Here is a 25,470-nt window from a genome sequence, read left to right as displayed (position 1 = left end):
TTTCAAGTGTGGAGAGAAGTTTATGAACCAGAAGCTGACATTGGCAGAAAAAGTGTGGCGCGATCACGTCGTCCAACACGGCGATGCTGGGGCGCCAGACCTCATCTTTATTGACTTTCAGCTACTACATGAAGTTACCAGTCCGCAGGCATTTGATGGCTTGCGGCTGGCCGGCCGCACGTTGCGTCACCCTGAGTTGCACTTGGCCACCGAGGACCATAACGTTCCCACGCAAGGCATCAAGTCCGGCAACCTCTTGGAAATCAAGGATGAGGTTTCACGCACCCAGGTATCGACCCTGCGCAAAAATTGCGAGGAATTTGGAGTGCGCTTGCACTCTATGGGTGATGCCCAGCAGGGCATTGTGCACACAGTTGGCCCGCAGCTGGGGATCACCCAGCCGGGTATGACAATCGTGTGTGGCGACTCGCATACCTCCACGCACGGCGCCTTTGGTTCTATCGCCATGGGTATTGGCACCTCTGAGGTAGAACACGTCATGGCTACGCAGACGCTTTCTTTAAAGCCATTCAAAACCATGGCTATTGAGGTGACTGGCGAGCTGCAAGAGGGGGTATCTGCCAAGGATCTCATCTTGGCCATAATCGCGAAAATCGGTACCGGTGGCGGGCAGGGCCACATCATTGAATATCGCGGAGAGGCCATCCGCAAGATGTCCATGGAAGCGCGCATGACCATCTGCAATATGTCTATTGAGGCAGGAGCCCGCGCTGGCATGGTCGCTCCCGATGAGACGACCTTCGAGTATGTCAACGGCCGCGAGTTTGCTCCCACAGGAGCAGACTGGGATGCCGCGGTTGAGTATTGGAGGACGCTTCCCACGGACGAAGGCGCAGAATTCGATACCGTCGTAGAAATTGATGGCTCCTCGCTGACCCCATTTGTTACGTGGGGAACTAATCCTGGACATGGCCTTCCGTTAGGGGAGAAGGTCCCAGATCCGGAAGATTGTGGTGATGATAATGAAAAGGCCACTGTGGAAAAGGCTTTGCAGTATATGGACCTGCAGCCAGGTACTCCGCTGCGCGATATCAAGATCGACACCGTCTTCGTCGGTTCCTGTACCAATGCCCGCATCGAAGACCTGCGCGCTGCGGCTGATGTGGTCAAGGGGCGCACCATCGCTGCCAATACGCGGATGATGGTCGTGCCGTCCTCCGCCGTGGTCAAGGCCCAAGCGGAGGAGGAGGGCCTCGACGAAGTCTTCCGACAGTTCGGCGCGGAGTGGCGTACCGCCGGCTGCTCGATGTGCTTGGGTATGAACCCGGATCAATTGGCTCCGGGCGAGCGATCCGCCTCCACCTCCAACCGTAACTTCGAGGGGCGTCAAGGCCCTGGTGGGCGCACGCACCTTGTCTCCCCGCAGGTGGCTGCCGCGACTGCCGTGACCGGTTACCTGTCTAGCCCTGCAGATCTGGATTAAGCGCTTAGAAAGGCATTGACAATGGAGAAATTTATTACGCATACAGGAACGGGTGTGCCCCTGCGCGCTTCCAACGTGGATACTGACCAGATCATCCCCGCGCGCTACTTGAAGTCGGTCAAGCGTACCGGGTTTTCAGCTGGCCTATTTTCTAATTGGCGCTCCAATGACAACTTTGTACTCAACCAGGCGCAATTCAAGGATGGCTCGGTGCTTTTCGCGGGAAGTGATTTTGGCACCGGCTCCTCCCGTGAGCACGCAGTGTGGGCGTTGAGCGAATACGGCTTCCGCGCGGTGTTTTCTTCCCGCTTTGCTGATATTTTCCGCGGCAACGCTGGAAAGTCCGGATTGCTTACTGGATTGATGGAGCAAGAAGATATTGAGCTCATCTGGAAACAGCTGGAACCAGGAGAAACCCAGGTCACCGTGGACCTGGAGGCTCGAACAGTCACAGTGGGTGAAAATACCTACCGCTTCGATATTGATGACTACACCCGTTGGCGGTTGATGGAAGGGCTAGATGATATCGGCATTACGCTCCGCAACGAGGATGCAATCGCTACGTACGAATCGCGTCGCCCTAGCTTCAAGCCTGCTGTTCACGCCCAATAGCAGAAGAATCGATGGCGATCGGCGGGCCAGCAGTGCCCCTACAGTCCTGCAACGCGAAGAGGCTGTAGGGGCGCCGTGCGCTCACACGTGAACTTCAAACTTCCGCCTTGGGGTAAATGGGGGTACAACTCAGTAACGTATAGGTAACAATTGCTTGCTCGAGTTTCCCGCACCAAAGTATGCCCCTAGCTTTAGATTTATGAGCAATCCCTATTCGAATAATGATTCCTTTAATTCAGGAAACAACGGTGCAGAGTATCCCGGAGCTGGCAATGAGTCTGCATCTCGTGGACACGACGCGAATGGCCAGTCTGGCTACGGACAACAGCACTTTGGTCAACAGCAGTTCGGCCAGGAACAATATGGACAGCAGCAAAACGGCCAGCCCGGATACGCCGGAAGCCCGTATCCGGGAGACGATTCCCTGTTTGGCCAAGATGTAGATGCTATTCAGGTCATCGGCGATAGCTTCCGGTATTTTGGTCGCAATTGGGCACAATGGATTTTTGGCCCACTGATCCAGGGCGTAGTGATGTTTATCCTCTACTTGCTATTGATTGCGGTCCTAGCGGGCAGCGGATCATCCATTGATGCCCTAGCCAACAGTAGCTCGGGGTCTGATGCTGCGCTTACTGGCGGGTTGGTCGCAGTGATGGTTCTTGTCTTTATTGCGATGTTCCTCGTGATGATTTGGGCATATAGCACCTGGTACCAGGCCGCCAATAAGCAGGTGGATACCGGCACGCTGCAGATAACGGACTTCCTCAGCTTAAAGAATATCGCCGGACTCATGGCGGTCTATTTTCTGTCGTTCGTGGTTGTCATTCTGGGCTTTTTCCTCCTGATTATCCCGGGCCTCTTTGCTGCCTTCTTCTTCACGTGGATGCCGGCCGTCAAGGCTGCACGCCCTGAGCTATCCGTGGGCGAAACCTTTGGTGCATCCATCGAGGTGGCAAAGAAGAATGTTGGAGTTACCATCTTGGTGCTCGTGCTCATTGCCGTCCTGTACGCCGTGCTGAGCTTTACTATCGTCGGCATCATTTTGTTCCCGGCGCTGAATACGCTCATTACGGTCCTCTTTGTCCGCCGCACCCTTGGACTGCGCGGCTAGAAAGCTGCGTAGTCGCACAATAGGAGTGCACAGAAGGCCCTGCCGGTCCACCGAATCAGGTGGCAGACAGGGCCTTAGCCGTAAAACGGGAAAGGTGAAAAGCTAGCGCACGGGCAGTGGGCTGGCCAGGTAATCGGCACCGGTGAGCTCGCCGTTGTTAAAGGACAAGACCCATACAGAGGCTTTCTTAAACTTCAGCTTGTCCACGGGCTTCTTGAGGAACTTTGGTGCGAGGTCTTCAATGATGCCAGGAATGGTGGCGCCCTGGCTTACGATGACAGGCACGCCGCCGTCGTTGACCACCCGGCGGAAAGCTTTCTTGGCTGCTTCTGGGTCGTTCTCCCAGGCCTCATCGCCAAAGTTTTTATTGATGGAAATGTCCTTGCCCAGTTCGTCGGCAAGCGGGGAAGCCGTCTGCTGGCAGCGCTGGGGCAGAGCAGAGTAAATGGCGGTGGGCTGGAACGCGCTGAGCATCGGCACCAGCATCTCTGCTTGGCGGCGGCCCTTTTTATCCAGTGGCCGCAGGTTGTCATCGCCTTCCCAGCTACCGCTTTCATGCGCGCGTGCGTGGCGCACATAGAGCACGCGGGTAGCGGGCGCGATGCGTAGGCGCTTAGCCGCCTTGGCCACTACCGCGGTATCGACGTCGTAGGACAGGAGGTCTTGCGCCTCGTCGATGGGCAGCCACCGCAGCTCATCGGTTTCACTATTGGCGGAATAGGTTCCGCCCAGGTACTTGGCCACCCAGTAATAGACCACCTTTGTACGGCCCTGAACTGGGTACGTTACCTTGCCGATGAGCTTGCCCAGACGCACGCTAAAGCCGGTTTCCTCCAGGATTTCCCGGGCTGCGGTTGTGGGCAGTGATTCGCCGGGATCGACCTTGCCCTTGGGCAGGGACCAATCATCGTAATGGGGGCGGTGGATGAGCGCGATTTCTGGGTCCTGAGGGGACCCGCGCCAGATTACGGCGCCGGCGGCAAGGGTAGTGCGGTGGAATTCCTTGGCGGGGTCCACCGGGATTTCCTGGTGGCGGCCGGAGATAAACTCCTCGTGCTGCTGATCCTTGTCGGTTTCGTGCATCTTTTTAATATTGGGCATCGTCTGCCTCCACGGGGCCTTTCCACAGAAATTGGGTGTTTAAATACAACGTCTAAGCGCCCATTGTCCCACGGGTAAGGCGCGTTGTGCATCCTCGCCCCACGGGGGACGGGCATGCTTTAAGGTTGGGGTTATAGATTTGCACGTTTGGAGGAGACACCATGGTTAATGTTGCCGTGATGGGTGCTGGTTCTTGGGGCACTACCTTGGCCAAGGTCTTTGCGGACGCCGGAAATGACGTTCGCCTGTGGGCGCGCCGCGCGGAATTGGCGCACGCCATCAACGAGACCCACACCAATCCGGACTATTTGCCTGATACCCGGCTGCCAGCCACCGTGCGGGCCACCCATGATGATGCGGAAGCATTGGCGCTTGCCGACGTCGTCGTGTTCGGCGTTCCCTCCCAAACCTTGCGCGCCAACGTGGAAAAGTGGGCGCCGCACCTGCCAGAGGACGCGACCCTGGTGTCCATCTCTAAAGGCGTAGAGACCGCCACGCTCAAGCGCATGAGCGAGGTCATTATGGATGCGGCGGGCGTGCCAGCAGACCGCGTGGCGGTACTGTCTGGCCCGAACTTGGCCAAGGAGATTGCTGCCGGCCAAGTGGCCGCCACGGTGATTGCCTGCTCCGATGAAGACCGCGCTCAGCGCGTGCAAGCAGCGGTCGCCGCGCCGTACCTGCGGCCCTACACCAATACCGATGTCATCGGCGCGGAAATCGGTGGCGCCTGCAAGAATGTCATCGCCTTGGCCTGTGGTATCGCCTCCGGCAAGGGGCTGGGCAATAACACCATGGCCACCATCATCACCCGCGGTCTGGCGGAAATTACCCGCCTGGGCGTGGAGCTGGGGGCGGATCCATTTACCTTTTCTGGCCTCGCAGGCATGGGCGACTTGGTGGCAACGTGCACCTCGACACTGTCGCGCAACCGCACCTTTGGCTACCGCCTGGGACAAGGCGGCACGATTGAAGAGGCCAAGGCCGCAACCAATGGCCAGGTCGCGGAGGGCGTCTACTCCTGTGACTCCATCTATCGCCTCGCCCAGCAGGCCGGGGTAGAGATGCCTATCACGCACGCGGTTTATGGCGTCTGCTACGAGGGCATGGCGGTGGAAGATATGATCATCGCTTTGATGGGTCGGTCTAAGAAGTCGGAGTAGGTCGAGGGTAAAATCTGCGGGCATGACTGAAAAGACCCGCGTGGCCGTTATCTATGGCGGCCGTAGCACCGAGCACTCCGTCTCCTGCGTATCCGCAGGCGCGATCATGAACCACCTCGATCCAGAGAAATTCGAGGTGGTGCCCATCGGCATTACCCGTGAGGGCACGTGGACGCCCGGCACCACTGAGGGCTTAGAAATTGTCGATGGTGTCATGCCGGAGGTTAGCGCAGGGGCGGAGCTGACCCTTTCTCTTGATCCCAATGCCAGGGGACAATTCCATAACGTCACCGACGGCACGCTCTTCGCAGAGGTCGACGTGGTATTTCCCATTCTGCACGGACCCTTTGGTGAGGACGGCACTGTACAAGGCCTCTTTGAGCTTTCCGGCCTGCCCTATGTAGGCCCAGGGGTCTTGGCGTCCTCGGTGGGCATGGATAAGGAATTTACCAAGAAGGTGCTGGCAGCAGCAGACCTCCCAGTAGCGCCTGAGGTCATCCTCAAAGGCCGCACCGAGCTAAGCGAAGACGAAAAGCAGCGACTAGGCCTGCCCGTCTTTGTTAAACCCGCACGCGGTGGATCCTCCATTGGCGTATCCAAGGTCTCTACCTGGGAGGAATTCCCCGCAGCCGTCGCCCTGGCGCTAGAGGATGACGAGAAAATCCTGGTGGAGCCGGAAATCGTTGGCCAAGAGGTAGAAATCGGCGTACTTCACTATGCCGATGGCACCTTGCTGGCCTCCGTCCCGGCGCTGCTCGCCGGTATCGATGATTCCGACGAGGGCTTTTATGGCTTCGACACCAAGTACCTCGACAATGTGGTCACCGCCGAAATCCCCGCACCTTTCGCGCCCGAGTTGACCGAGAAGCTACGCGACATGGCAATCCGCGCCTTCGAGGCCCTCAATTGCGAGGGTCTGTCCCGAGTCGACTTCTTCGTCACCGAGGACTCCGTGTACATCAACGAGATCAATACCCTGCCGGGCTTTACCCCGATCTCCATGTACCCGCAGGTGCTCGCGGCCTCGGGCGTCGAGTACCCAGCGCTGCTCGAGGCGCTTATCGAGCAGGCCCTAGCCAAGTAGGCCTAAGCGCTGCCTACTTTTCGGTCGTGTGCTCTGCGAGCACGTCGCCGATTTCCACCAGTGCTGCCTGCGCGGCATCTTGTGGGGCGTGTAGCGCAAGGTAGTCCTCGCGGCCGAGGGCAAACCACGTGCCTGCGGTCGTGCCATGAGCCAAGGTGGTGTCCTCGAACCACGGAATATCGTTAACCTGCTGGAGCTTGACTCCGGCCCGGTAGTTCTCCGGCTTGGCTACGCCGCATCGCGCAACGATGTCTTCGCGGCCATCGGCGCTCCACACATAGGTATTCTTTTCCTCAACCTCGCGGCGGCGGTAGCCCTCAGCTACTTCATCCGGAAGTGCCTTTTCTACTTCTGCGCACATCTGGTCATTGCCCGCCTTGAGAGCCTTAAGTGGCGCCTCGTGGGCGGTGGCAGGCTTTTCTTCGAGGGACGAGAGGGCGTCGTTAAGCTCGCCCGGCTCTGCATCAGTGGAGGCAGTGACCGCGACAATGGGGAAGCGCTGCGGCGCATACCAAGTGGTGAGGTTCGAGCCAGGGGTGGCATCACGCACCTGGAACCACTGTTCGCCCTCTACGTCCTGGGTCTGGGAGTACTCGGTGTACTGGAAAGGCATATCCACGCCACAGCGCACGGTGACCTTATCGTTTGAGGTAGCGGCCCAAGCCGCGACACCGGAAGGTACGGGCTCGGCAATGTCTGCACGCGGTTTATCCATCACCTTGTCCGGCAGGGCGTCGATAAAGCTGCGGCAGGCTTGCGAGTCTGCCTCCTTAGACTCCACGGGGGAGACCGCCACGGGTGCTTTGGCGACGTTATTGAATACGTATTTTGCGCCGAAAAGGACCGCCAGAACCATCACTATGGACAACCCAAGTGAAATGAAGATCGCGGTGCGGTTAAATTGGGATGTCATAAGGGCTCATAGTATCGAAAGGAAGCTGGTGAACTTAACTCAGACTCTCGCAGATGTGGGAGAACGCGCCGCCATTCGGGAAATTACCTCTGTGGCCTCCAGTGGGCTTAATGGAGACGACGCCGCGGTCCTGCCCAGTGCACCACCGAATTCCCGCACCGTGGCGGCTACCGACTTGATGGTGGAGGGGCGTCATTTCCTGCGCGAGTGGTCTACCCCGCGTGAGATTGGCAAGAAGGCCATCTTGCGCAATTTTGCCGATGTGGAAGCTATGGGTGCCCGCCCGGTTGCCGCCCTCCTTGCAATCGCCGCGCCAGGCGATACCCCGGTGCCCTTCGTGCGCGGCATTGCCGAGGGAATTGCGGAACATAGCTCCTTCTATAACGCCGAGTTGGTAGGCGGCGACCTCACTAAGTCTGATCTCTTGGTCATCAACATCACGGCCGTAGGCTTCCTCGGCGGCAGCCTTCCCGCCTTGACCTTGGACGGGGCGCGGGCCGGCCAGCAGGTGGTAGCGCACGGCAAGATCGGCCACTCGGCCGCCGGCTTGGCCTTGTTGGAGCGCTTTGGACGGAACCTTCCTGCAGGGTATGAGTACCTGCAGCCGCTTATCGACGCCCACTGTGCCCCCTGGCTCAACCCCGGCCGCGGCGTCATTGCCCGCGCCGCAGGGGTCACCGCGATGACCGATAACTCAGACGGTCTGATTCAAGACTGCACGACAATGGCCGAGCACTCCTGCGTGCACATGGACTTGGATCCACAGGCCTTGCAACCAGAAGAGTTGTTGTGCCAGGCCGCGGATCTACTCGACTGCGATCCCTGGGAATGGGTACTCAGCGGCGGCGAAGACCACACCCTCATCGGCACGACCGCAAAGGAAGCCCCCTCCGGATTCCGAAAGATTGGCACCGTAACCCGCGGCTGCGGGGTTACGCTGGGAGGTACGACACCGAGCTATCAGAAAGGCTGGCTGAGCTTTTAACCATGCACCCCACTTACCACCCCTCTTGGGAGCCGGTGCTGGCACCGGTAGTTGAAAAGCAATGGCCACAGATCTCCCATGCTCTTGAGGGGCAGGACTATTTGCCCCCGGCTGAGGACGTCTGCCGCGCGTTGCAGATACCGCTGGATGATGTCCGCGTGCTCATCGTCGGCCAAGACCCTTATCCCACCCCAGGACACGCCATGGGCATGGCCTTCTCCACTCGCCCAGGTGTGAAACCGCCGCGTTCCTTGGTCAATATTTACCGCGAACTACACGATGATCTGGGTATCAACGGCCGGGAGGATGGTGACCTGAGCGCCTGGGCGGACCAGGGAGTGCTGCTGCTTAACAGAGTACTTACCGTAGCCCCAGGCCAAGCCGGTTCGCACCGCCGCATCGGCTGGGAAGAGATCACCGAGGCTGCCATTCGCGCGCTCAACCGCAGCCCCATGGTCGCGATTCTCTGGGGCCGGGATGCACAAGCGTGTGAGCGCTTTCTTCCCGACGTCCCCTGTATCAAGTCACCACACCCCTCACCGCTTTCGGCCAGCCGCGGTTTCTTTGGCTCGAAGCCCTTTTCCCGGGCAAACGCCCTTTTGCGGGACCAAGGCGCACAGGAAATAGACTGGCGCTTGTAAACTATTGCGCATGTCCTACCCCAGCACGCTGGATTCCCACGGAATGCGCAATTGGGCCACCCGCGCCGTGGGGGAATTAGCCCATCGCCGCGATGAGATCAACGCGCTCAATGTCTTTCCCGTACCAGATTCCGATACGGGCTCGAATATGGCGCACACTATGGAGGCAGCGGTTGCGGAGCTGGACAATGGCGGCGATGTCGCTGACTCCCTCGCGCTCGGGGCGGTGCGTGGTGCCCGTGGAAACTCGGGAATGGTGCTGTCGCAGGTCCTGCGCGGCGTGGCCGAGTCAACTGTGGACTCAGTTATCGACGGCGACGTCTTTGTCCGTTCCCTCAAGCAGGCCGTGGAGCTGGTGGACCGAGCTATCGCCGAGCCGGTGGAAGGCACAGTTATTACGGTTTTGAAGGCAGCATCCGAGTCCGCCGAAGACGCTGCAGCGCAATCAGGCGCAACCTTGCACAGTATTGTCAGCGCCGCAATCGCTGCCGCGGAAACGGCCCTCGAGCGCACTCCTTCGCAATTGCCAGCCCTGCGCGAGGCAGGAGTGGTGGATGCCGGCGGCGCTGGTCTCGTTATCCTCTTAGAGTCTCTCCTTGCTGAGATCGAAGGCTCGACTGGGCACACAGGCCTGCCCGAGGCGGAGCCCACCACTGAACTCGAAGTAGTCTTTTTTTTTGAGGGAGATATAGACGCGCTGCAGACAGCAATTGCCCCAATGGGTGACAGCCTTGTCATCGCTCGGGCCACCGAGGACAACGCTAATGTACATATCCACTCCCGGCAGGCCGGCAAAGTCGTTGAAACCGCCTTTGGTACAGGAAAGGTAACCAACCTGCACCTGGAGGTGTTGCCTCCTCACGCCGAAGCTGCCTCCGGAGAGCCGATTGCTCGTAGAGTGTTTGCCGCCGCACCAGCCGGGCCCATCAGCGATCTTCTGGCATCTGCGGGGGTTAGCGTTGTGTCTCCGGATGATCCCATTGCGGCGGAACACGAGGACATCGTTCTTGCTACCGGCGTGAGTTCGCAGACCGCTGCTGGGCGAGTAGTGCCCGCGGAATCCCTGGCTGCAGCCTTAGCCGCGATCTCCGTCTATGAACCGGATAATCCGGATACTGGTGCCGTCGTCGCCGCCATGCGTGATGCTGCCAAGTCCATGCGGGTGGCTTACCCGAGCCAGGAAACCCCACAGTCAATCATTGCCACTTGCCGCGATCTTTTGGCAGAAGGCGGCGAGCAGGTCACAGTCTTAAGCGCCCTAGACCTGGACCAGGAGGACCTAGCTCAACAGCTCCGCGTGGACGTTATGGCACTGAAAGTACCGGATATCGCAACCGAAATCGGAGTGGAATAGCAATGCTCGGCTGGCAGGACAACCGCCCTTTGACAGAGGTGCTTGCGGCGAAAGACGCCGCGAAGATTACCAAAGCACTGGGGTATGAGACCTGCGGCGAGCTCTTAGCTCACTATCCGCGAGACTATATCCGCCACAACAAGGACGTCGGCCTAGGAGACGCTGCGGAGGGCGATATTGTCACGGTTACCGGAACCATTACCGGATTCACCCGCCATGACTCGGGCAAGACCACCATCATCAATGTGCAGCTCGATGGCAGCATCATTGCGACGTTCTTTAATGCCAATTACGTGATGCGGATGTTGCACCGCGGACAGCGCGTCATGATGAGCGGCAAGCTTAAGTTCTTTCGCAACCAGCCGCAGTTGCAGCAGCCGGACTTTGTAGAGATTGATGCTTTCGGCCGCCCCGATGGCGAACTGGATGATTACCGCCAGCCTGCAGCCGAATCTGGCAAGAAGCACCGCCCAAAGGCCACCGGCTCGCTGCGGAACCTGTCGCAGTTTGGCAGGCTCGACCAACTCCTCTTGGAACGCGAATGGATACCGGTGTACCCGGCGACGTCCAAGGTGACCTCGTGGTACATCATGGGCGCCATCCACTACGTCCTGTCCAAGACTCCGCCGATTGAGGAACCGCTGGATTATCAGATGATCATCAGCCTCGATAAGGCAGTGCGGGAAATCCATGAGCCTGGGGAAGCAGGCCCGTACCGTGCGATTCAGCGGCTGAAGTACGACGAGGCTTTGTCTATTGGCCTGGTGATGGCCTTGCGCCAGCGAGATGCCGAAGCCCGCACCGCTTCTACCATGCCGGCATCCTTAGGCGGCTATCGCGAGGAACTGCTGAGCCATCTGCCCTTTGATCTGACCGAAGGGCAGCGTCGGGTCATTAGCGAGATTGAAGACGATCTGGCTCGTCCTCTGCCCATGATGAGATTGCTGCAAGGCGAGGTCGGCTCGGGCAAAACCATGGTGGCTACCTGCGCAATGCTGCAGGCTGTAGACGCAGGAACGCAGGCCGCACTGTTGGCGCCTACGGAAGTGCTCGCCGCCCAACACGCTGCCTCCATCGGGACCTCGGTTCCCGAAGGAGTCAAGGTGGTACTCCTGACCGGCTCCATGCGTACGGCGGACAAGCGGCAGGCTTTATTGGATATTGTCTCCGGTGACGCGGACATCATCATTGGAACTCATGCGATTATCCAAGACACCGTGGAGTTCTTTAACCTGGGATTGGTCGTCGTAGATGAGCAACACCGGTTCGGCGTAGAGCAACGCGATAGCCTGCGGTTAAAGGCACGTGAAGGCCTTAGCCCCCACGTGCTGGTGATGACAGCAACACCGATTCCGCGCACCATTGCGATGACCGTCTTTGGTGACCTCGCCGTATCAACGCTGACCGAGCTGCCCGGTGGTCGCAAACCTATTCAGTCAGCGGTGGTGGCCGAGTGGCGGCCGACTTGGGTGCTGCGCGCACTCGAGCGGATACGCGAGGAGGTTGCCCACGGCCATCAGGCCTATATCGTTTGTCCGCGCATTGAAGGCAAAGGCGGAGTTCTAGAGCTTGCACAGCAGTTAGAAAACGGTCCGTTCAAGGGACTGCGGGTCGCCATTTTGCATGGGAAGATGCCCAACAAAGACGAGGTAATGACGTCATTTGCCAGGGGAGAGATCGATATCCTGGTCTCTACCACGGTCATTGAGGTGGGCGTGGATGTTCCCAATGCCACGGTGATGCTCATTCGCGAGTCCGAGCATTTCGGGGTTTCCCAGTTGCACCAGTTGCGTGGGCGTGTGGGACGAGGTGGCAATGCCTCCGTCTGCCTTTTGCACACTACGGCAGCCGATAACACTCCGTCCTTCCGTCGCATCACTCAGATCGCCCAAACGTCCTCGGGTTTTGAACTGGCCGAGCTTGATTTGCGCCAGCGCCAAGAGGGCGACATCTTGGGCACCATGCAGTCCGGAACGCACCGCACACTGCGGCTACTGAACTTGGCGGATGACCAAGACATTGTGGAGCGCACCCACACGGATGCGCGCGCCATGGTGATGCGCAATCCCGAGCTGGCTGAGGAACTAACGCGCAATTTGAGCGAAAGCGAACAGGAATACTTGGAGAAGAACTAAGACGGGTTAACCTAGAAGCATGAAAATTTACGCCCCCTTCGCGGGCATCGTCCGCTGCCATGTGAATGTGGGAGACAACGTTGATACCGGAGCACCTCTTGCGACCGTTGAAGCCACGAAGCTTGAGGCTCCCGTAGAAAGCCCGGGACCAGGAAAGGTCCACCGTATCGTGGTCTCTGACTTTAGTGACGTCGTTGGCGGAGACCTTTTGATGGAGATTGGAGAAGCATAAATGACGCGCATTATTGCTGGCGAAGCCCGCGGCCGCACCATTAAAGTGCCTGCAGAAGGAACTCGGCCTACCGCAGATCGCGCCCGCGAAGGGCTGTTTTCATCCCTCACTGCACGGTGGGGCTTTGCTGGATCTTCGGTGCTCGACCTTTTTGCTGGCTCTGGCGCCCTAGGCCTAGAGGCGGCGAGCCGAGGGGCAGAGGAAGCAGTACTGGTGGAATCTTCGGCCGATGCGGTGAAGATCATCCGGCACAACATGGGCGTCGTCAAGCATCCCGGCGTGCGCGTGCAAGAGATGAAGGTAGGCACCTACCTGGCTAGTGCCCCGCGCAAGCACTTCGATCTGGTGCTAGCGGACCCGCCCTATGCTTTTGATGAGGTAGATGAACTCATTGCTGCCATCGAACCGGTGCTTACTGATCGCGCAATGGTAGTAATTGAGCGCCACGTTGATTCCGCGGATACGGTGTGGCCTGCTGGTTTTGAGCCCACCGGCCAAAAGCTTAAGAAACGCACCTTTGGCATCGCCCGCATGGATATGGCGGTCTATACCCGCCCCGGCAGCGAGGACACCGAAGACTAAACCCCTGAAAAGAAAGCGAAAGTAGCATGACTAAGGCCGTCTGCCCTGGATCCTTCGACCCCGTAACCTTAGGTCACGTCGATATCATCAACCGCGCTAACCAGATGTTTGATGAGGTCACCGTGTTGGTAACCGGTAACCCTGACAAGCCCTCTGGGCTCTTTAGCGTGGAGGAGCGCATGGAACTTATCCGTCAGAGCGTGGATTCTTCCATCAAGGTGGATTATTGCTCCGGGCTGTTGGTGGACTACACCACGGAGCATGGGGCAGACGTCCTAGTGAAGGGTCTGCGTAGCTCTCTCGATTATGAATATGAGCTGCCTATGGCGCAGATGAATCGGCGCCTTTCGGGAATCGATACTGTCTTCCTACTCACGGACGAGAAGTACGGCTATATTAGTTCCTCGCTGTGTAAGCAGGTAGCAAAGTTCGGCGGCGACGTAACGGGTATGTTCCCCGAATCCGTAGGTCGTGCGGTAAAGGAGAAATACCGGCAGTGAGCCTCGCACTGGTTATTTTCCTCGTCGTTGTCGTTGGTTCGACACTGCAACGGGTATCCGGAATGGGGCTCGGCCTCATCGGCGGCCCCATCCTCATGCTCATTATGGGGCCGGTCGAAGGAATCCTCGTAATTAACGTTCTGGCCTGCATAAATGCGATTCTGACCACCTATTCCGTGCGTGAGAATGTGAGCTGGAAGAAGTTCGGTCTGATAGCACCAGTCATGGTGATTGGTTCCTTGGCCGCGGCGCTGCTCATTAGGCGCATGGACACGGCAGGGCTCATGATCGTGGTGGGCGCTGCGCTTCTGGCCGCATTGGCCGTAGTGACATTTGGAAGGAAGTTTGTCCCGCCGATGGAGGGCAAAGGCCCTGCCATCTCCGCCGGTATTCTCGGCGGCTTTACCAACACCTTGGCCGGCGTGGCCGGCCCGGTTATTACCGTCTACGCCCAAGCGGCAAAGTGGCCCCAACATGTCTACGCCGCCACGCTGCAGCCCATTTTTGTTGTAGGCGGATTCTTTTCCGTGATGACCAAGACGCTCACAGGTGCGGCCCACTTTGATGGCTTGCCTTGGGTGATGTGGCCCGCCGGAGTCTTAGGTATGTTCGTCGGCATTTGGGCCGGCACCCGGATTGCCCAGCGTGTTCCGCGAGAAAAGGCCCGCGTGCTCTCACTAAGCGTTGCCGGGTTGGGCGCGGCCAGCGCACTGATTCGGGGTATTTTGACGCTTTCGTAGACGAGTCAGCCACGGCAAAGCCCGCCGGTCCTCTTCGCGGAAGAGGGCGGCGGGCTGAAGGCACTCAGCGGAGTGCTGCGGGAATTAGAGTAGCGACGCCAAAAAGTCCTTGGTGCGTGGCTGTTGCGGGTTATCCAGCACCTCAGCTGGGCTGCCGGACTCGATAACTACGCCGCCATCCATGAAGAAGACCTTATCGGCTACCTCGCGCGCAAAACCCATCTCGTGGGTGACGACGAGCATGGTCATGCCTTCAGCTGCGAGGTCCTTCATAACGCGCAGCACTTCGCCGACGAGCTCGGGGTCGAGGGCGGACGTAGGTTCGTCGAAAAGCATAAGCTTAGGATCCATAGCCACTGCACGAGCGATGGCCACGCGCTGCTGCTGGCCGCCGGAGAGCTGTACCGGGTAGTTATTGGCCTTGGACGCCAAGCCAACGTCCTCCAACAGCTCCATAGCGCGGGCGCGGGCGGTCTCTTCCGGAATCTTTTTCACCTGCACCGGTGCCTCGATGATGTTTTCAATCACCGTGCGGTGGGGGAAGAGGTTGAAAGACTGAAAGACCATTCCGATATCGGAGCGCTGTTCTGCGGCTTCCTTCTCGCTGATCTCATAAAGGGTGCCGTTCTTTTCGCGGTAGCCAATCAGCTCGCCGTCGACGTAGAGGCGGCCCGCCGTCGCCTTATCAAGGTGATTGACGCAGCGCAGGAAGGTGGACTTGCCGGAGCCCGAGGGGCCTAGTAGGCAGGCCACTTCGCCGGGCTGGACCTCAAGGTCAATGCCTTTGAGGACCTCGAGCTGTCCGAAGGACTTATGGACGTTCTGGGCGGAAATCATGGGAGTAGCCATTAGTTTTTAGCCTCCGAAATCACGGATACGTTGCGGGGGATGGTTCCTTCAGCGTCTGCCAGTGCCGCGAGTTGGCGGCCGGTGAGTTCGCGGGTGGCACCGCGCTCAAAGCGGCGCTCCAGGAAGTACTGTCCCACCATCAGCAGGGAAGTAACCACGAGGTACCAGGACGCTGCGACCAGCAGCAGCGGGATGGGCTGGAAGAGGGCGGCGGAAATATCCGTGGTGCGGCCGAAGATTTCCTCGGTATAAGGAATGGCCACCACGAGGGAAGAGGTCTTGAGCAAGGAAATGAATTCATTGCCCGTGGGCGGAATGATAATGCGCATGGCCTGCGGAAGGACGGTGCGGCGCATGGTCATCCACCAGGACATGCCCAGTGCCTTGGAAGCTTCCTTCTGCCCCTCGGGAACGGAGGTGATGCCGGAGCGCACAATCTCGGCCATATAGGCGGCCTCATTGAGGCCTAGGCCCATCACCGCAAGGAAGAAGGCGTTGGTGAGGATCGTCTGCAAAGACACCTCGGTAAAGCCCAAGTTGATGGATTGGTAGATGGCGGAGAGCAGGCCCCAGAACACCAGCTGCACATAGATCGGCGTGCCGCGGAAGACCCAGAGGAATATCCAGGAGACGCTGCGCAGCACCGGGTTCGGGGACATGCGCATAACCGCAAGTATGGCACCACCGACAACGCCGATGATCATGGACAAAATGGTGATGGCGATGGTGTGGAGGGAGGCAAGTGCAATGCGCTTATCAAAGAGGTACTGGAAGTAGGTGTCCCAGCCAAAGGCCTCGTTGCGGGCGGAGGCGATGATGAACCACACGCCGAGCACGATGAGCAGGCCGGCGAATACCCAGCGCCACGGGTGGCGTAGAGGTCGCGCCTCGATCTTGGCGGGCTTTTCCTTAGGCTCTGCCGTAGCTGGCGTCGCCGCATTTTCATTAACCATTGATCGGCCTTTCATTAATCATTGCCTGGTCTATTAAGCCATCCTCGATGCCCCAACGGGACAAAATTTCTGCATACTCACCGGTTTCGATGAGGTGCTGCAGTGCCGCAGCTGAGGCCTTGCCCAAATCGGAATCCTTGGGTACGGCAAAGCCATAGGGCGATGCTTGGAACATATCGCCTACCTGCCGCATCTTTCCTTCGGAGCGATTGACCGCCCACGCCGTAACTGGGGAGTCTGCGGACAGGGCATCTGCGCGACCCATAAGGACCGCCAGCGCGGCGTTGTCACCGGTGTCATAAGACAAGACGGTCAGATCGCCATTGCATGCATCCTTCTTGGGCCGCACATCGTCGGTTTCAGATACCGTGGTGCGCTGCACCGCAACGGTCAAGCCGCACGGATTATCCGGGTCAACCTTTTTAGGTCCGTCTACTCGTTCGGCCCACTGGATGCCGGCGTAGAGGTGATCTACAAAGTCGAATTCATTGCGGCGCTCGGGGTTATCCGTGAACCCGGATGCGCCCATATCAATCTGGCCCGATTGCACGGCGGGCAAGATCATGGAGAAGTCCTGTTCCATGGGCTGGAAATCGAGTCCCAAGACGCCGGCAACGGCGCGAGCAAGATCGAGTTCAACGCCCTGGAGTGCCCCGTGGGAATCCTTAAGCTGAAATGGGGCATAGGGCGGGTTAGTTCCGGCGGTAAGGACGCCATCGTTGTCGTCATACATGGCGGCAATTTCCGGCACCATTGCGGAATGGGGTTCTTCCCAGCCGTCTGGAGTGGAATCTTCCTCGTTGGTGACGCAGGCGCCTAGGCTCAGCGTGGGGACGAGGACCGCGGCGATAGTTGCGTGGCGAGAAAACGAGCGCGGCATTATTTTTGCGCCGTCCTTTCATCTATAGCGCGGGCCTTCTTCATATCTACGAAGATGAAGGCGGAGACGATGAGTGCACCGAGGATGAACATGCCGATGATGATGCCGCTAGAAGCATCTTGGTCAGCTCCCCAGGGCCACAGTGCGCGCAGAGAACCGAGCATGAAGCCTGCCATAGCCATCAGCGTAGGGGCGCGGTGATGATCCAGCAGGAAGTTCAATACCTTGATAAACGCCGCAAGACCACACAGGGCACCTAACGCGAAGACGGCGATAGTGCCCAGGTCACGATCCGAAACGGCGCCAATGATTGGCTGGTAGAGGCCCATGGTCAGCAGGATGAGCGAGCCGGAGATGCCAGGCAGGATGAGTGCGCATACCGCGATGGCGGCGGCGAAGAAGACCACAATAAGGCTGGGGTTCTCGTGCGGTTCGGAGGTGAAGCCGGTGATAAAGAAGATGGCAATCGCAGCGATCACAAAGGCAATGATGGAAGAGGGGCGCAGCCTCTCCTGCTTAGAAAGCATGGATAGCGGTACAAAAATGGACACGGCAACCATGCCCAAAAAGAGCGCTCCGGAAGCCGATACGTGATTATCTACGAAGTTAGAAAGCACGGTGGACATTCCGAAGACGGCGATGAACATGCCGATCGCTACGGAGATGAGGAAGCTCCATTCCACCTTCTTGAAGCGGCCGGAGATGAGATCGTTGGCGTTGTGGACTGCGCGTTCATAAATGCCCACGATGAGCGCCACGGTGCCACCGGAGATGCCCGGTACGAGCTCGGCCATGCCGATGAGGGCGCCGCGGATAGCGTTCAAAATGTACTGCATAAAATAAAAATCTACCTGGGAGGGGACTGGTGCGGAGGGCGACTGGCCTAGCTAGGCAGCAGAAAAGTGCCGAAGCGGGAGGCTAGGCGAACCGCTGTGAATCGTAATGCATATCTTTCATTAGAGGGCGGTGATCTACCTACCGCGGTAGGGGAGGGTCTTCTCCCTAACCGTAGAGGTAAAACCGCATTCATGAATATTCTGTCAGTTTAATGCACCCCAATGCAACTATGCAGTTTGGGGCAGGTTATACGGAATCTCACACGAGAAGATGTCTCTTCCAGAGGCAACCATAAGTTTCCCATTATTCAGTCTCCTGTTTACGCGGGCTTCAACTAGCTGAAAGCTTCACGTCCTAGAATCCCTTGCGTATTCCCGCCATCTTCCCTGAGCAAGCATTCCTTTCCAGTATTAAAGGACTCTCTATGAAAAATCGTTTCGTCCTGCCCGCGCTAACTGCAACCGCGGTGGTGGGAAACCTCGTTGTTGTACCGGCCGTAAGTGCTGCGGAGTTTGGGGCCGAGGGGGCGTCGCCAAGCGAGGGCTCTCGTTTCAGCATCGGCGTCTTACCGGATACCCAGTTCTATTCGCGCTATTCCACCCCGGAGACGGGCAACTTGGCCCAAGCTCGCTACGGAAGCGAGCCCTACTTGGCCCAAACCCAATGGTTGGTGGAGCACCAAGACGAGCTGAATATGGACTTTGTTACCCACCTGGGCGATGTCGTCGATCAGTGGAATGTGGAGGGCGAATGGCAGGTAGCCGATAAGGCCATGCAGGTCCTTGATGATTCTGACCTGAACTACTCCATCTTGCCCGGCAATCACGACATGGACGTGGAGGGGGCGTCGGCTCACCCGTATGACAAGTGGTTTAGCGCCGATCGCGCCAAGGACGCAAACCCGGAGACCTTCCAAGAACGCTACACTGCGGTCAATAATGACTCCGAGGCTCACATCTTTGAAGCCGAAGGGCAGAAGTATCTCAACTTGGCGCTGGGCTGGCGCGCCGATGAAAAGGCCATTGAGTGGGCGCAAAGCATCATTGATCAGCACCCAGACCTTCCGGTCATTGTGACCACCCATGAGGCCCTCAATATCGATGGCGAGGGTAGCGTCTTCTACTCGGATGATTACGGCAAAGATTTGTGGGATACGTTCATCAAGCGCAACGACCAGATCTTCCTGGTGATGGGTGGACACCACCATGGTGCGGGCTACCGCGTGGATAAGAACGATGCCGGGCACGACGTCGTTTCCATCTTGCAGGACTATCAAATGGCCTACCAGGGCGGAAACGGTCTGCTGGGCGTGCTTGAATTTGATCTTTCCGGCAAGCAGCTGGAGATGACCGCGCTCTCGCCGTGGGTGGCGCAGAAGCCGCACGAGGAGCTGACGCAGTTCGACAAGCTCACCCTGGATGATAAGGGCGATAGCTACGCCATTCCGTTCGACTTTGAGCAGCGCTTTTCCTCCTTTTCCCCGGATTTCACCGTGGGCGAGGGCCACCAGCCGGACCTGGCGCAGCGGGCGCGCGACATCGCGGCGGAAGGCTATAGGCCCTACACCATCGCGGAGGATGAGCTGCCCAAGGGTGCGGATGACTTTGCCAAGAACGACCACACCGTATTCCACTGGCGCCCGGGCCAGGCCCAAGACAAGGACGGCCATGCGCTTGCCGACGGCGCCCCTGCCGGCCGTGGCACCACCATCCCCGATATTGCCAGCGATTCCGGCAGTGACCTGCATCGCTCTGGCGCCATGCTAGGTGATCGGGTGACCTATAGCTCCGATCACCACCCGTTGTCTTCTGATGCCGGCTCGCTCTTCTGGTCCGACCCTGCCGGCAAGGTAGGCAATGCCGAGTTCCGCACCGACAAGGGCGCCGCGGCTAATAACGTGGATACCACCAAGGGGTACACCTTCGAATCCTTCGTCAAGATTCCAAAGAACTTCAATGGTGCCCAACATGGCTGGGGAAGCGCGCTTAGCCGCGACTCTGCCATCAATAAGTTGGTCGACGGCTCTGAGGACACGGATCCCACCGTCATGTTTGGTATCTCTAACCTGCGCGAGCTGCGCTGGTGGGCGGAGCCGAAGCAGGGAAGCGGTTCTACCGTATGGTCCCACGAGGTCCCCAAGGACGAGTGGATGCATATTGCCGTGGTCAATGATCCGCAGCGCGATAGCGTGGAGATGTTTATCAACGGCGCGCCTATCTTGCGTAATGCGGTAGGTGCCGAAGGTCTTCTCCCGCGCGACCTGCAGTGGGTCATGGGTGGCGGTTTTGATAACCAGCGCCCGCAGGACCCGTGGTACGGCTGGATCGGCGAGACCCGACTGACCCAGGGGGGTCTGGGCAAGGAGGAATGGCTTACCGCCCGTGCACACGGGGACGGCAAACCGGCCGATACTACGCAGCCAGCCGCGGGCAGCTCCGCATCGAGCAACGGCGCGAGCTCCAAGCCCGCCGTCTTGGGCGCAATCCTTGGTATTGCCGGGGTGGCTGGCCTCATTGGACTAGCACTGCCGCAGCTCAAGGCCTCCATTCCGCAGATTAACGCGCTCCTGCGTAAGTACCACCTGCCAACCCTGCCTGAACTGGGCTAAAGCAAAGGCCTCGGTTTCCCTGACTTAGTGGAAACCGAGGCCTTATCTCGTTGTGCCCCTGGTGAGACTCGAACTCACACTGGACGGGTTTTGAATCCGTTGCCTCTGCCAATTGGGCTACAGGGGCGCACAGTGTAAAGGCGGACTGCCTTTGACTGTGAAAATAGTAGCGCAGGCACTAGGCGAATTCCTAATTGGGTAGGGGCAGCGGGGGAATGCGCACGTCATCCACAAAATCTGCACCGGGGTGTTCGGATGTCGGCGTGCTTCTCTAGGATGGGGCAGGTGACTACTAATCAGCCTCGACTTCTGCTCATTGACGGCCACTCTATGGCCTTTCGCGCCTTTTATGCCCTGCCGGTGGATAATTTCTCCACCTCAGGAGGTCAGCACACTAATGCCGTGTATGGCTTCCTATCGATGCTCTCTAATATCGTGGCGGAAGAGGCCCCCGACGCCATTGCGGTGGCTTTCGACGTGGGGCGCAAGACCTTCCGCACTGAGATGTTCCCGGACTATAAGGCCCAGCGCGAGGCCGCGCCGGAGGAATTTAAGGGTCAGGTAGACCTCATCCGCGAGGTGCTCGAGGTATTGGGTATTACCACCCTGTCCCGGGAGAACTTCGAGGCCGATGACATTCTGGCTACTCTCGCAACCGAAGCGCAGGACTACGAGACTCTCATCGTCACCGGCGACCGTGACTACCTGCAGTTAGTTAATGAGTCCACGACGGTGCTCTATCCCATGAAGGGCGTATCCACGCTCCACCGCTTTACCCCCGCCGCAGTAGAGGAGAAGTACGGTCTTACACCTGCGCAGTACCCAGACTTTGCCGCGTTGCGTGGCGATCCTTCCGATAACTTGCCGGGCATCCCAAAGGTAGGTGAAAAGACTGCCACCAAGTGGATAGTCAAGTATGGAGACTTGGCATCCTTGGTAGAGCACGCCGAGGAAATTAAGGGCGTGGTGGGCAATAACTTCCGCGAGCGCATCGAGCAGGTGCAGATGAACCGCAAGCTCACCCAGATGATTACGGACATGGACCTAGGGGTCGGTCCAAATGACTTGGCCTTTAAGGAAGCCAAGGTCGCCGACGTTGCCGCCAAGTTCGACGACCTGGAGTTCGGTACCAACCTGCGCGATCGCGTACTCGCCGCCATTCCCAATGATGGTGCTGAGGCAGCCGAACAGACCGAGGAAGTCCAAGAGCTCGAGACAGTCATCGATGACGAGCCACTGTCCCAGTGGTTGCCCGGCCGCGAGCACGTTGCGGTGTATGTCCAAGGCGAGGGAAACCCGGGACGAGGCGACGCTTCTGCGATTGCATTCGTGGACCAAGACCGTCACGGCCTACAAGTGGAGCTGGGCGATCTTTCAGCCGAGGACGATAAGGCCCTGGCTCAGTGGTTAGCATCTGAGGCGCCAAAGTATTTCCACGAGGCAAAGGCGGCCTTCCATATGCTTGCCGGTCGTGGGATTGAGCTGGCTGGCATCGCCCATGACACGGCCCTTGCTGCCTACCTGCTTCGCCCTGGTCAGCGCACTTACGCGCTTGCCGACGTCTACCAGCGCCACCTCCAAAAGACCCTCGGCGCCGCTACGGAGCAGCTGTCCCTTTTGGATAATTCCTCCCTGGTTGACCAAGCTGCGGCAATTATGGAGCTGGCAGAACGGCTCACTGCGGAGCTGCAGGAGATTGACTCTTTCGAGCTCTATACCGACCTCGAGTTGCCGCTGGTAACCATCCTGGCGCGCATGGAGGCCACCGGTATTGCCGTCGATGTGGACATCCTGGAGACGCAAAAGGATGCCTTTGTAGAGCAGGTTGCCGAACAAGAACGTGCCGCCCGCGAGCTTGCCGGCGATGACAAGCTCAACCTCAACTCGCCAAAGCAGTTGCAAACCGTGCTCTTTGAGACCTTCGAGCTGCCCAAGACTAAGAAGACGAAGACGGGCTATTCCACCGCGGCCAAGGAGATTGAACAGCTCGCGGCTAAGAACCCTCACCCTTTCCTCGATCACCTCTTGGCACACCGCGAGTACCAGAAGATGAAGACCACCTTGGAAGGTCTCATCAAAACCGTGCAGCCTGACGGCCGCATTCACACCACGTTTAACCAAACCGTGGCCTCTACCGGCCGCTTGTCGTCCACCGAACCCAACCTGCAAAACATCCCCGTGCGCACCGAAGCAGGCCGCCAGATCCGTTCTGCCTTCATCGTGGGCGATGGCTTCGATGAACTCATGACTGCGGACTACTCGCAGATTGAGATGCGTGTCATGGCGCACCTCTCCGCCGATCCAGGCCTCATCGAGGCCTACAAGGAAGGCGAAGACCTGCACAACTATGTTGGCTCTCGAGTCTTTGACGTTCCCGTTGACCAGGTGACACCCGAGCTGCGCCGCCGAGTCAAGGCCATGTCTTATGGGTTGGTCTACGGGCTGTCTGCCTTTGGTCTATCCCAGCAATTGGGCATTCCGGCAGGGGAAGCAAAGTCCATTATGGAAAGCTACTTCGAGCGCTTTGGCGGCGTGAAGAAGTACCTCGATGAAGTCGTGGTCCAAGCCCGCAAGGATGGTTACACGGCAACGCTCTTCGGCCGTCGCCGCTACTTGCCAGAGCTAAACTCCGATAACCGCCTAGCACGCGAGAACGCGGAGCGCGCTGCGCTTAATGCACCGATTCAGGGCACTGCCGCTGACATTATTAAGGTGGCGATGATTCGCGTAGACCGCGCACTGCAAGGGATGAAGTCTCGCGTGCTGCTTCAGGTACACGATGAATTGGTGGTCGAAGTCGCCCCCGGTGAGGCGGACGAAGTTCGAGAGATTCTCGAGCGCGAGATGGACTCAGCGATCGAGCTGAACGTGCCGCTAGAGGTCTCCGCCGGAGCCGGCAAGGATTGGGATGCCGCAGCCCACTAGCTCGGTTACATTCTCCCGCCGGGAAAAGGCGCGCTTGAGGCTCGCCTCGCAAGGCCTAACCATGAGGCGGTGGGAGAGTGCTGAGGAGACAGCCCGCGCCTTCGGCGTCATGCAAGGCCAAGACTTGCATTCGGTGCGCCGGTCACTGGCCTTGCGGGCGAAAGACCATTCAGATGCTGGAAACATTGTGCGTGGGTATCCCATGCGCAATACGCTTTTCGCGGCTTCTATCAAGGACATAGGCTGGATAACCGAACTCTGCGCGAAGGGGCGCAAGGGTGATACCGAGCTGCGAGCAGGGGTAACCAAGCTCATTGACAATCCGCTTTCGCGCGCCGAGCTCAAGGAGCGGGCTGCAACAGCGTTGCCCGACGTACCCTTTTGGCATGTTGTGCGTGTAGCAATGGAAAGCGGTCACGCCGTCTATTCAGGAGCCGATCAGCTCATCACACCGGTGGATCTGCCGGGGCTAGAGGAGACCTTCAACGGCGATAAAGTCGCGGCGACCGCGGAGCTGATGACTCGGTACTTCCGAACGCACGGTCCCGCAACATTGCACGACTTTGCCTGGTGGGCAAAGCTCCCACAAAGACTGATACGGCCCGCAGCCGAAAACCTCGCGCCGGACATCATGCGCTGCGGCGAAGTTTCCCAGGACCTTGTGTCGGCTGAGATAGTGGAAATGGCCGAAGCGCGAAAGAAGCAATCGGTATTGCTGCTGGGAGCATTTGACGAGTACATCTTGGGTTATCAAGACCGTCTTTTTGCGATGACGAAGGAAGTCCACGAGGTACTTGTTCCTGGAAACCGCGGGGTATTTCGCCGCGCCATCGTGGTGGAAGGACAGGTCCGTGGAACGTGGAATAAGCAAACCATCGAGGACTTGGGCATGCCCGGCTATGCAATGCGGAAAGTTCAAAAGTTGTGGCGGGATGCGCACTAAGTTTTTTAGGTAGCCTTTTCTGTGCGGAAAAAGTTATGAGTGTAAGTCGAAAAACTAAGAAGGGAATTGCCGAGCCGTGGCGTTAGAAGAGAAGACGAATAGGTGGACCCTCCGCGTCTTTGAAAGCCTGTGGGCCATTCAAGTAACCTTTCCTGCCACCGATATTGCTGACTTCGGGCTCGAACGGTATCTTGCAGAATATAGGGTGAGTGTAATCGGGTACGGAATTTTGGCGGTGTCGTATGTTGTGGCCGCCATGACCATCGCCCGCGTCGCACCCAACCCGAAGGTCAGGAGGCTAACGGCCGCCGCGGTGATGGTGGTAGCTACGGCACTAGCATTCCTCTTCCCATCTTCCTGGATGTTCGCTGTCCTGGTAGTCCTTGCGCTCCTGTATTACTTGGTGCCGCGAAAAGAAGGCGTGTCCGTCTGAGATCGGCGCTCGACTAGGCAATTGGCCAGCATGTCAAACGGTGTTTGACCGAAGGCGAGGACACTCACGCTTAGGACGCCGAGTAACAACGGCACAATAAACGGCACTCCCGTCAGTGTGAGCATAGAAAGTAACAGCCAGGAATTGCGCAAGCAGGCCGCGCGCACACCGGGGTGGGGAGCGATGATCTCCAGCTTGAGCGACCATTTTCCTAGCGAAGTGGCCTTAGTGGCCTCGGCCCATACGCGGTAGGCATAAAAAACTAGGGCGAGGGCCACAGCGTTGTAAATCTCGAGGGCTTGGCCGGTTAAGGGGGCGTCGGCAAGTGCGGGTTAAGGGTCAAAATGTGTGTCTGGCTCGGCGTGTCGCGGGGGTTAGATTTGGCCTTTTTGAATGCCGATTGAGTGGGTGTAGTCGGTGTCGATAGCGTTGTCGTAGAGGGCTGGGC

The 25,470-nt window shown here is 58.4% G+C and carries 23 protein-coding genes, 1 tRNA gene and 1 pseudogene; 17 read left to right on the top strand and 8 right to left on the bottom strand.

All coding sequences use genetic code 11. The features are described 5' to 3' along the window. The first annotated feature begins 22 nt into the window (after window positions 1–22). The 3 genes from leuC (at window position 23) to MHY13_RS10200 (ending at window position 3,167) form a co-directional block, all read left to right on the top strand. Window positions 23–1,444, top strand: a complete 1,422-nt coding sequence (gene leuC, locus MHY13_RS10210) for a 3-isopropylmalate dehydratase large subunit (protein WP_239283029.1) — start codon at window positions 23–25, stop codon at window positions 1,442–1,444. Between the two features lie 21 nt (window positions 1,445–1,465). Beyond that, the gene (gene leuD, locus MHY13_RS10205; RefSeq protein WP_239283028.1) at window positions 1,466–2,056 is read left to right on the top strand and encodes a 3-isopropylmalate dehydratase small subunit; all 591 of its coding nucleotides are present in this window, start codon (window positions 1,466–1,468) and stop codon (window positions 2,054–2,056) included. A 199-nt stretch (window positions 2,057–2,255) separates the two neighbouring features. Then, window positions 2,256–3,167 carry a hypothetical protein gene (locus MHY13_RS10200; RefSeq protein ID WP_239283027.1) on the top strand — a complete coding sequence of 304 codons (912 nt, stop codon included), beginning with the start codon at window positions 2,256–2,258 and terminating at the stop codon, window positions 3,165–3,167. Window positions 3,168–3,269: 102 nt separating this feature from the next. On the opposite strand, the gene MHY13_RS10195 is transcribed toward MHY13_RS10200, so the two are convergent. Next, window positions 3,270–4,268: a bifunctional NUDIX hydrolase/histidine phosphatase family protein gene (locus tag MHY13_RS10195; RefSeq protein ID WP_239283026.1), complete on the bottom strand. Its 999-nt coding sequence runs from the start codon at window positions 4,266–4,268 to the stop codon at window positions 3,270–3,272. Between the two features lie 161 nt (window positions 4,269–4,429). Here MHY13_RS10195 and MHY13_RS10190 point away from each other — a divergent pair, with 161 nt between their 5' ends. Together MHY13_RS10190 and MHY13_RS10185 are read left to right on the top strand one after the other, a co-directional pair. Continuing rightward, window positions 4,430–5,428 (top strand): NAD(P)H-dependent glycerol-3-phosphate dehydrogenase, encoded by a 999-nt coding sequence (locus MHY13_RS10190; protein ID WP_239283025.1) that lies wholly within the window; start codon window positions 4,430–4,432, stop codon window positions 5,426–5,428. 22 nt (window positions 5,429–5,450) lie between these two features. Further along, a complete protein-coding gene (locus MHY13_RS10185) occupies window positions 5,451–6,512 on the top strand; it encodes a D-alanine--D-alanine ligase family protein (protein WP_204609269.1) in 1,062 nt (353 codons plus the stop codon). 13 nt (window positions 6,513–6,525) lie between these two features. On the opposite strand, the gene MHY13_RS10180 is transcribed toward MHY13_RS10185, so the two are convergent. Continuing rightward, window positions 6,526–7,425, bottom strand: a complete 900-nt coding sequence (locus tag MHY13_RS10180; protein ID WP_239283024.1) for a DUF3515 domain-containing protein — start codon at window positions 7,423–7,425, stop codon at window positions 6,526–6,528. Between MHY13_RS10180 and MHY13_RS10175 the strand changes: the two genes are divergently transcribed. From MHY13_RS10175 to MHY13_RS10140, 8 genes are read left to right on the top strand one after another with little or no spacing between them, the layout of a single operon-like run. Then, entirely contained in the window at window positions 7,373–8,410 is a 1,038-nt protein-coding gene (locus MHY13_RS10175; protein WP_204609265.1) for a thiamine-phosphate kinase, read from the top strand. The genes MHY13_RS10180 and MHY13_RS10175 overlap by 53 nt on opposite strands. A gap of 2 nt (window positions 8,411–8,412) precedes the next feature. Then, window positions 8,413–9,051, top strand: coding sequence for a uracil-DNA glycosylase (locus MHY13_RS10170; protein WP_239283023.1), 639 nt, complete (start codon window positions 8,413–8,415; stop codon window positions 9,049–9,051). Window positions 9,052–9,061: 10 nt separating this feature from the next. Continuing rightward, entirely contained in the window at window positions 9,062–10,405 is a 1,344-nt protein-coding gene (locus MHY13_RS10165; RefSeq protein ID WP_204609261.1) for a DAK2 domain-containing protein, read from the top strand. A 2-nt stretch (window positions 10,406–10,407) separates the two neighbouring features. Then, a complete protein-coding gene (locus MHY13_RS10160; protein WP_239283022.1) occupies window positions 10,408–12,540 on the top strand; it encodes an ATP-dependent DNA helicase RecG in 2,133 nt (710 codons plus the stop codon). A 19-nt stretch (window positions 12,541–12,559) separates the two neighbouring features. Beyond that, window positions 12,560–12,772, top strand: coding sequence for an acetyl-CoA carboxylase biotin carboxyl carrier protein subunit (locus MHY13_RS10155; RefSeq protein WP_239283021.1), 213 nt, complete (start codon window positions 12,560–12,562; stop codon window positions 12,770–12,772). Continuing rightward, complete coding sequence (gene rsmD, locus MHY13_RS10150) at window positions 12,773–13,354, top strand: 16S rRNA (guanine(966)-N(2))-methyltransferase RsmD (RefSeq protein WP_239283020.1); 582 nt, start codon at window positions 12,773–12,775, stop codon at window positions 13,352–13,354. A gap of 26 nt (window positions 13,355–13,380) precedes the next feature. Continuing rightward, window positions 13,381–13,854, top strand: a complete 474-nt coding sequence (gene coaD / locus MHY13_RS10145; protein WP_005323291.1) for a pantetheine-phosphate adenylyltransferase — start codon at window positions 13,381–13,383, stop codon at window positions 13,852–13,854. Next, window positions 13,851–14,594 (top strand): sulfite exporter TauE/SafE family protein, encoded by a 744-nt coding sequence (locus MHY13_RS10140; RefSeq protein ID WP_005323290.1) that lies wholly within the window; start codon window positions 13,851–13,853, stop codon window positions 14,592–14,594. The genes coaD and MHY13_RS10140 overlap by 4 nt, the downstream gene beginning before the upstream one ends. Window positions 14,595–14,678: 84 nt before the next feature. Here MHY13_RS10140 and MHY13_RS10135 read toward each other — a convergent pair whose 3' ends face one another. The 4 genes from MHY13_RS10135 to MHY13_RS10120 are packed head-to-tail and all read right to left on the bottom strand — an operon-like array spanning window position 14,679 to window position 18,112. Beyond that, window positions 14,679–15,443 carry an amino acid ABC transporter ATP-binding protein gene (locus MHY13_RS10135; protein ID WP_005323289.1) on the bottom strand — a complete coding sequence of 255 codons (765 nt, stop codon included), beginning with the start codon at window positions 15,441–15,443 and terminating at the stop codon, window positions 14,679–14,681. Then, a complete protein-coding gene (locus MHY13_RS10130) occupies window positions 15,443–16,396 on the bottom strand; it encodes an amino acid ABC transporter permease (RefSeq protein WP_239283019.1) in 954 nt (317 codons plus the stop codon). The genes MHY13_RS10135 and MHY13_RS10130 overlap by 1 nt, the downstream gene beginning before the upstream one ends. Further along, window positions 16,389–17,276: an ABC transporter substrate-binding protein gene (locus MHY13_RS10125; RefSeq protein ID WP_239283018.1), complete on the bottom strand. Its 888-nt coding sequence runs from the start codon at window positions 17,274–17,276 to the stop codon at window positions 16,389–16,391. Before MHY13_RS10125 ends, MHY13_RS10130 begins: the two co-directional genes overlap by 8 nt. Further along, window positions 17,276–18,112: a DUF368 domain-containing protein gene (locus MHY13_RS10120; RefSeq protein WP_239283017.1), complete on the bottom strand. Its 837-nt coding sequence runs from the start codon at window positions 18,110–18,112 to the stop codon at window positions 17,276–17,278. Before MHY13_RS10120 ends, MHY13_RS10125 begins: the two co-directional genes overlap by 1 nt. 425 nt (window positions 18,113–18,537) lie before the next feature. Here MHY13_RS10120 and MHY13_RS10115 point away from each other — a divergent pair, with 425 nt between their 5' ends. After that, window positions 18,538–20,721: a metallophosphoesterase gene (locus MHY13_RS10115; protein WP_239283016.1), complete on the top strand. Its 2,184-nt coding sequence runs from the start codon at window positions 18,538–18,540 to the stop codon at window positions 20,719–20,721. 53 nt (window positions 20,722–20,774) lie between these two features. On the opposite strand, the gene MHY13_RS10110 is transcribed toward MHY13_RS10115, so the two are convergent. After that, window positions 20,775–20,848, bottom strand: a tRNA-Leu gene (locus tag MHY13_RS10110). A 149-nt stretch (window positions 20,849–20,997) separates the two neighbouring features. Between MHY13_RS10110 and polA the strand changes: the two genes are divergently transcribed. The 3 genes from polA (at window position 20,998) to MHY13_RS10095 (ending at window position 25,022) form a co-directional block, all read left to right on the top strand. Beyond that, on the top strand, window positions 20,998–23,646 hold the full coding sequence (gene polA, locus MHY13_RS10105) for a DNA polymerase I (protein ID WP_239283015.1): 2,649 nt from the start codon (window positions 20,998–21,000) through the stop codon (window positions 23,644–23,646). 61 nt (window positions 23,647–23,707) lie between these two features. Further along, window positions 23,708–24,589 carry a crosslink repair DNA glycosylase YcaQ family protein gene (locus tag MHY13_RS10100; protein WP_239191372.1) on the top strand — a complete coding sequence of 294 codons (882 nt, stop codon included), beginning with the start codon at window positions 23,708–23,710 and terminating at the stop codon, window positions 24,587–24,589. Between the two features lie 76 nt (window positions 24,590–24,665). Continuing rightward, complete coding sequence (locus tag MHY13_RS10095; protein ID WP_239191370.1) at window positions 24,666–25,022, top strand: hypothetical protein; 357 nt, start codon at window positions 24,666–24,668, stop codon at window positions 25,020–25,022. Here the strand turns inward: MHY13_RS10095 and MHY13_RS10090 are convergent. Then, window positions 24,986–25,315, bottom strand: a pseudogene (locus tag MHY13_RS10090) (RDD family protein); the annotation flags it as partial. The gene MHY13_RS10095 and the pseudogene MHY13_RS10090 overlap by 37 nt on opposite strands. Window positions 25,316–25,470: the final 155 nt, after the last annotated feature.

It is taken from the genome of Corynebacterium sp. ACRPE (assembly GCF_022347435.1).
Classification (GTDB): domain Bacteria; phylum Actinomycetota; class Actinomycetes; order Mycobacteriales; family Mycobacteriaceae; genus Corynebacterium; species Corynebacterium tuberculostearicum_D.
This window is presented reverse-complemented; position numbering and strand designations above follow the sequence as displayed.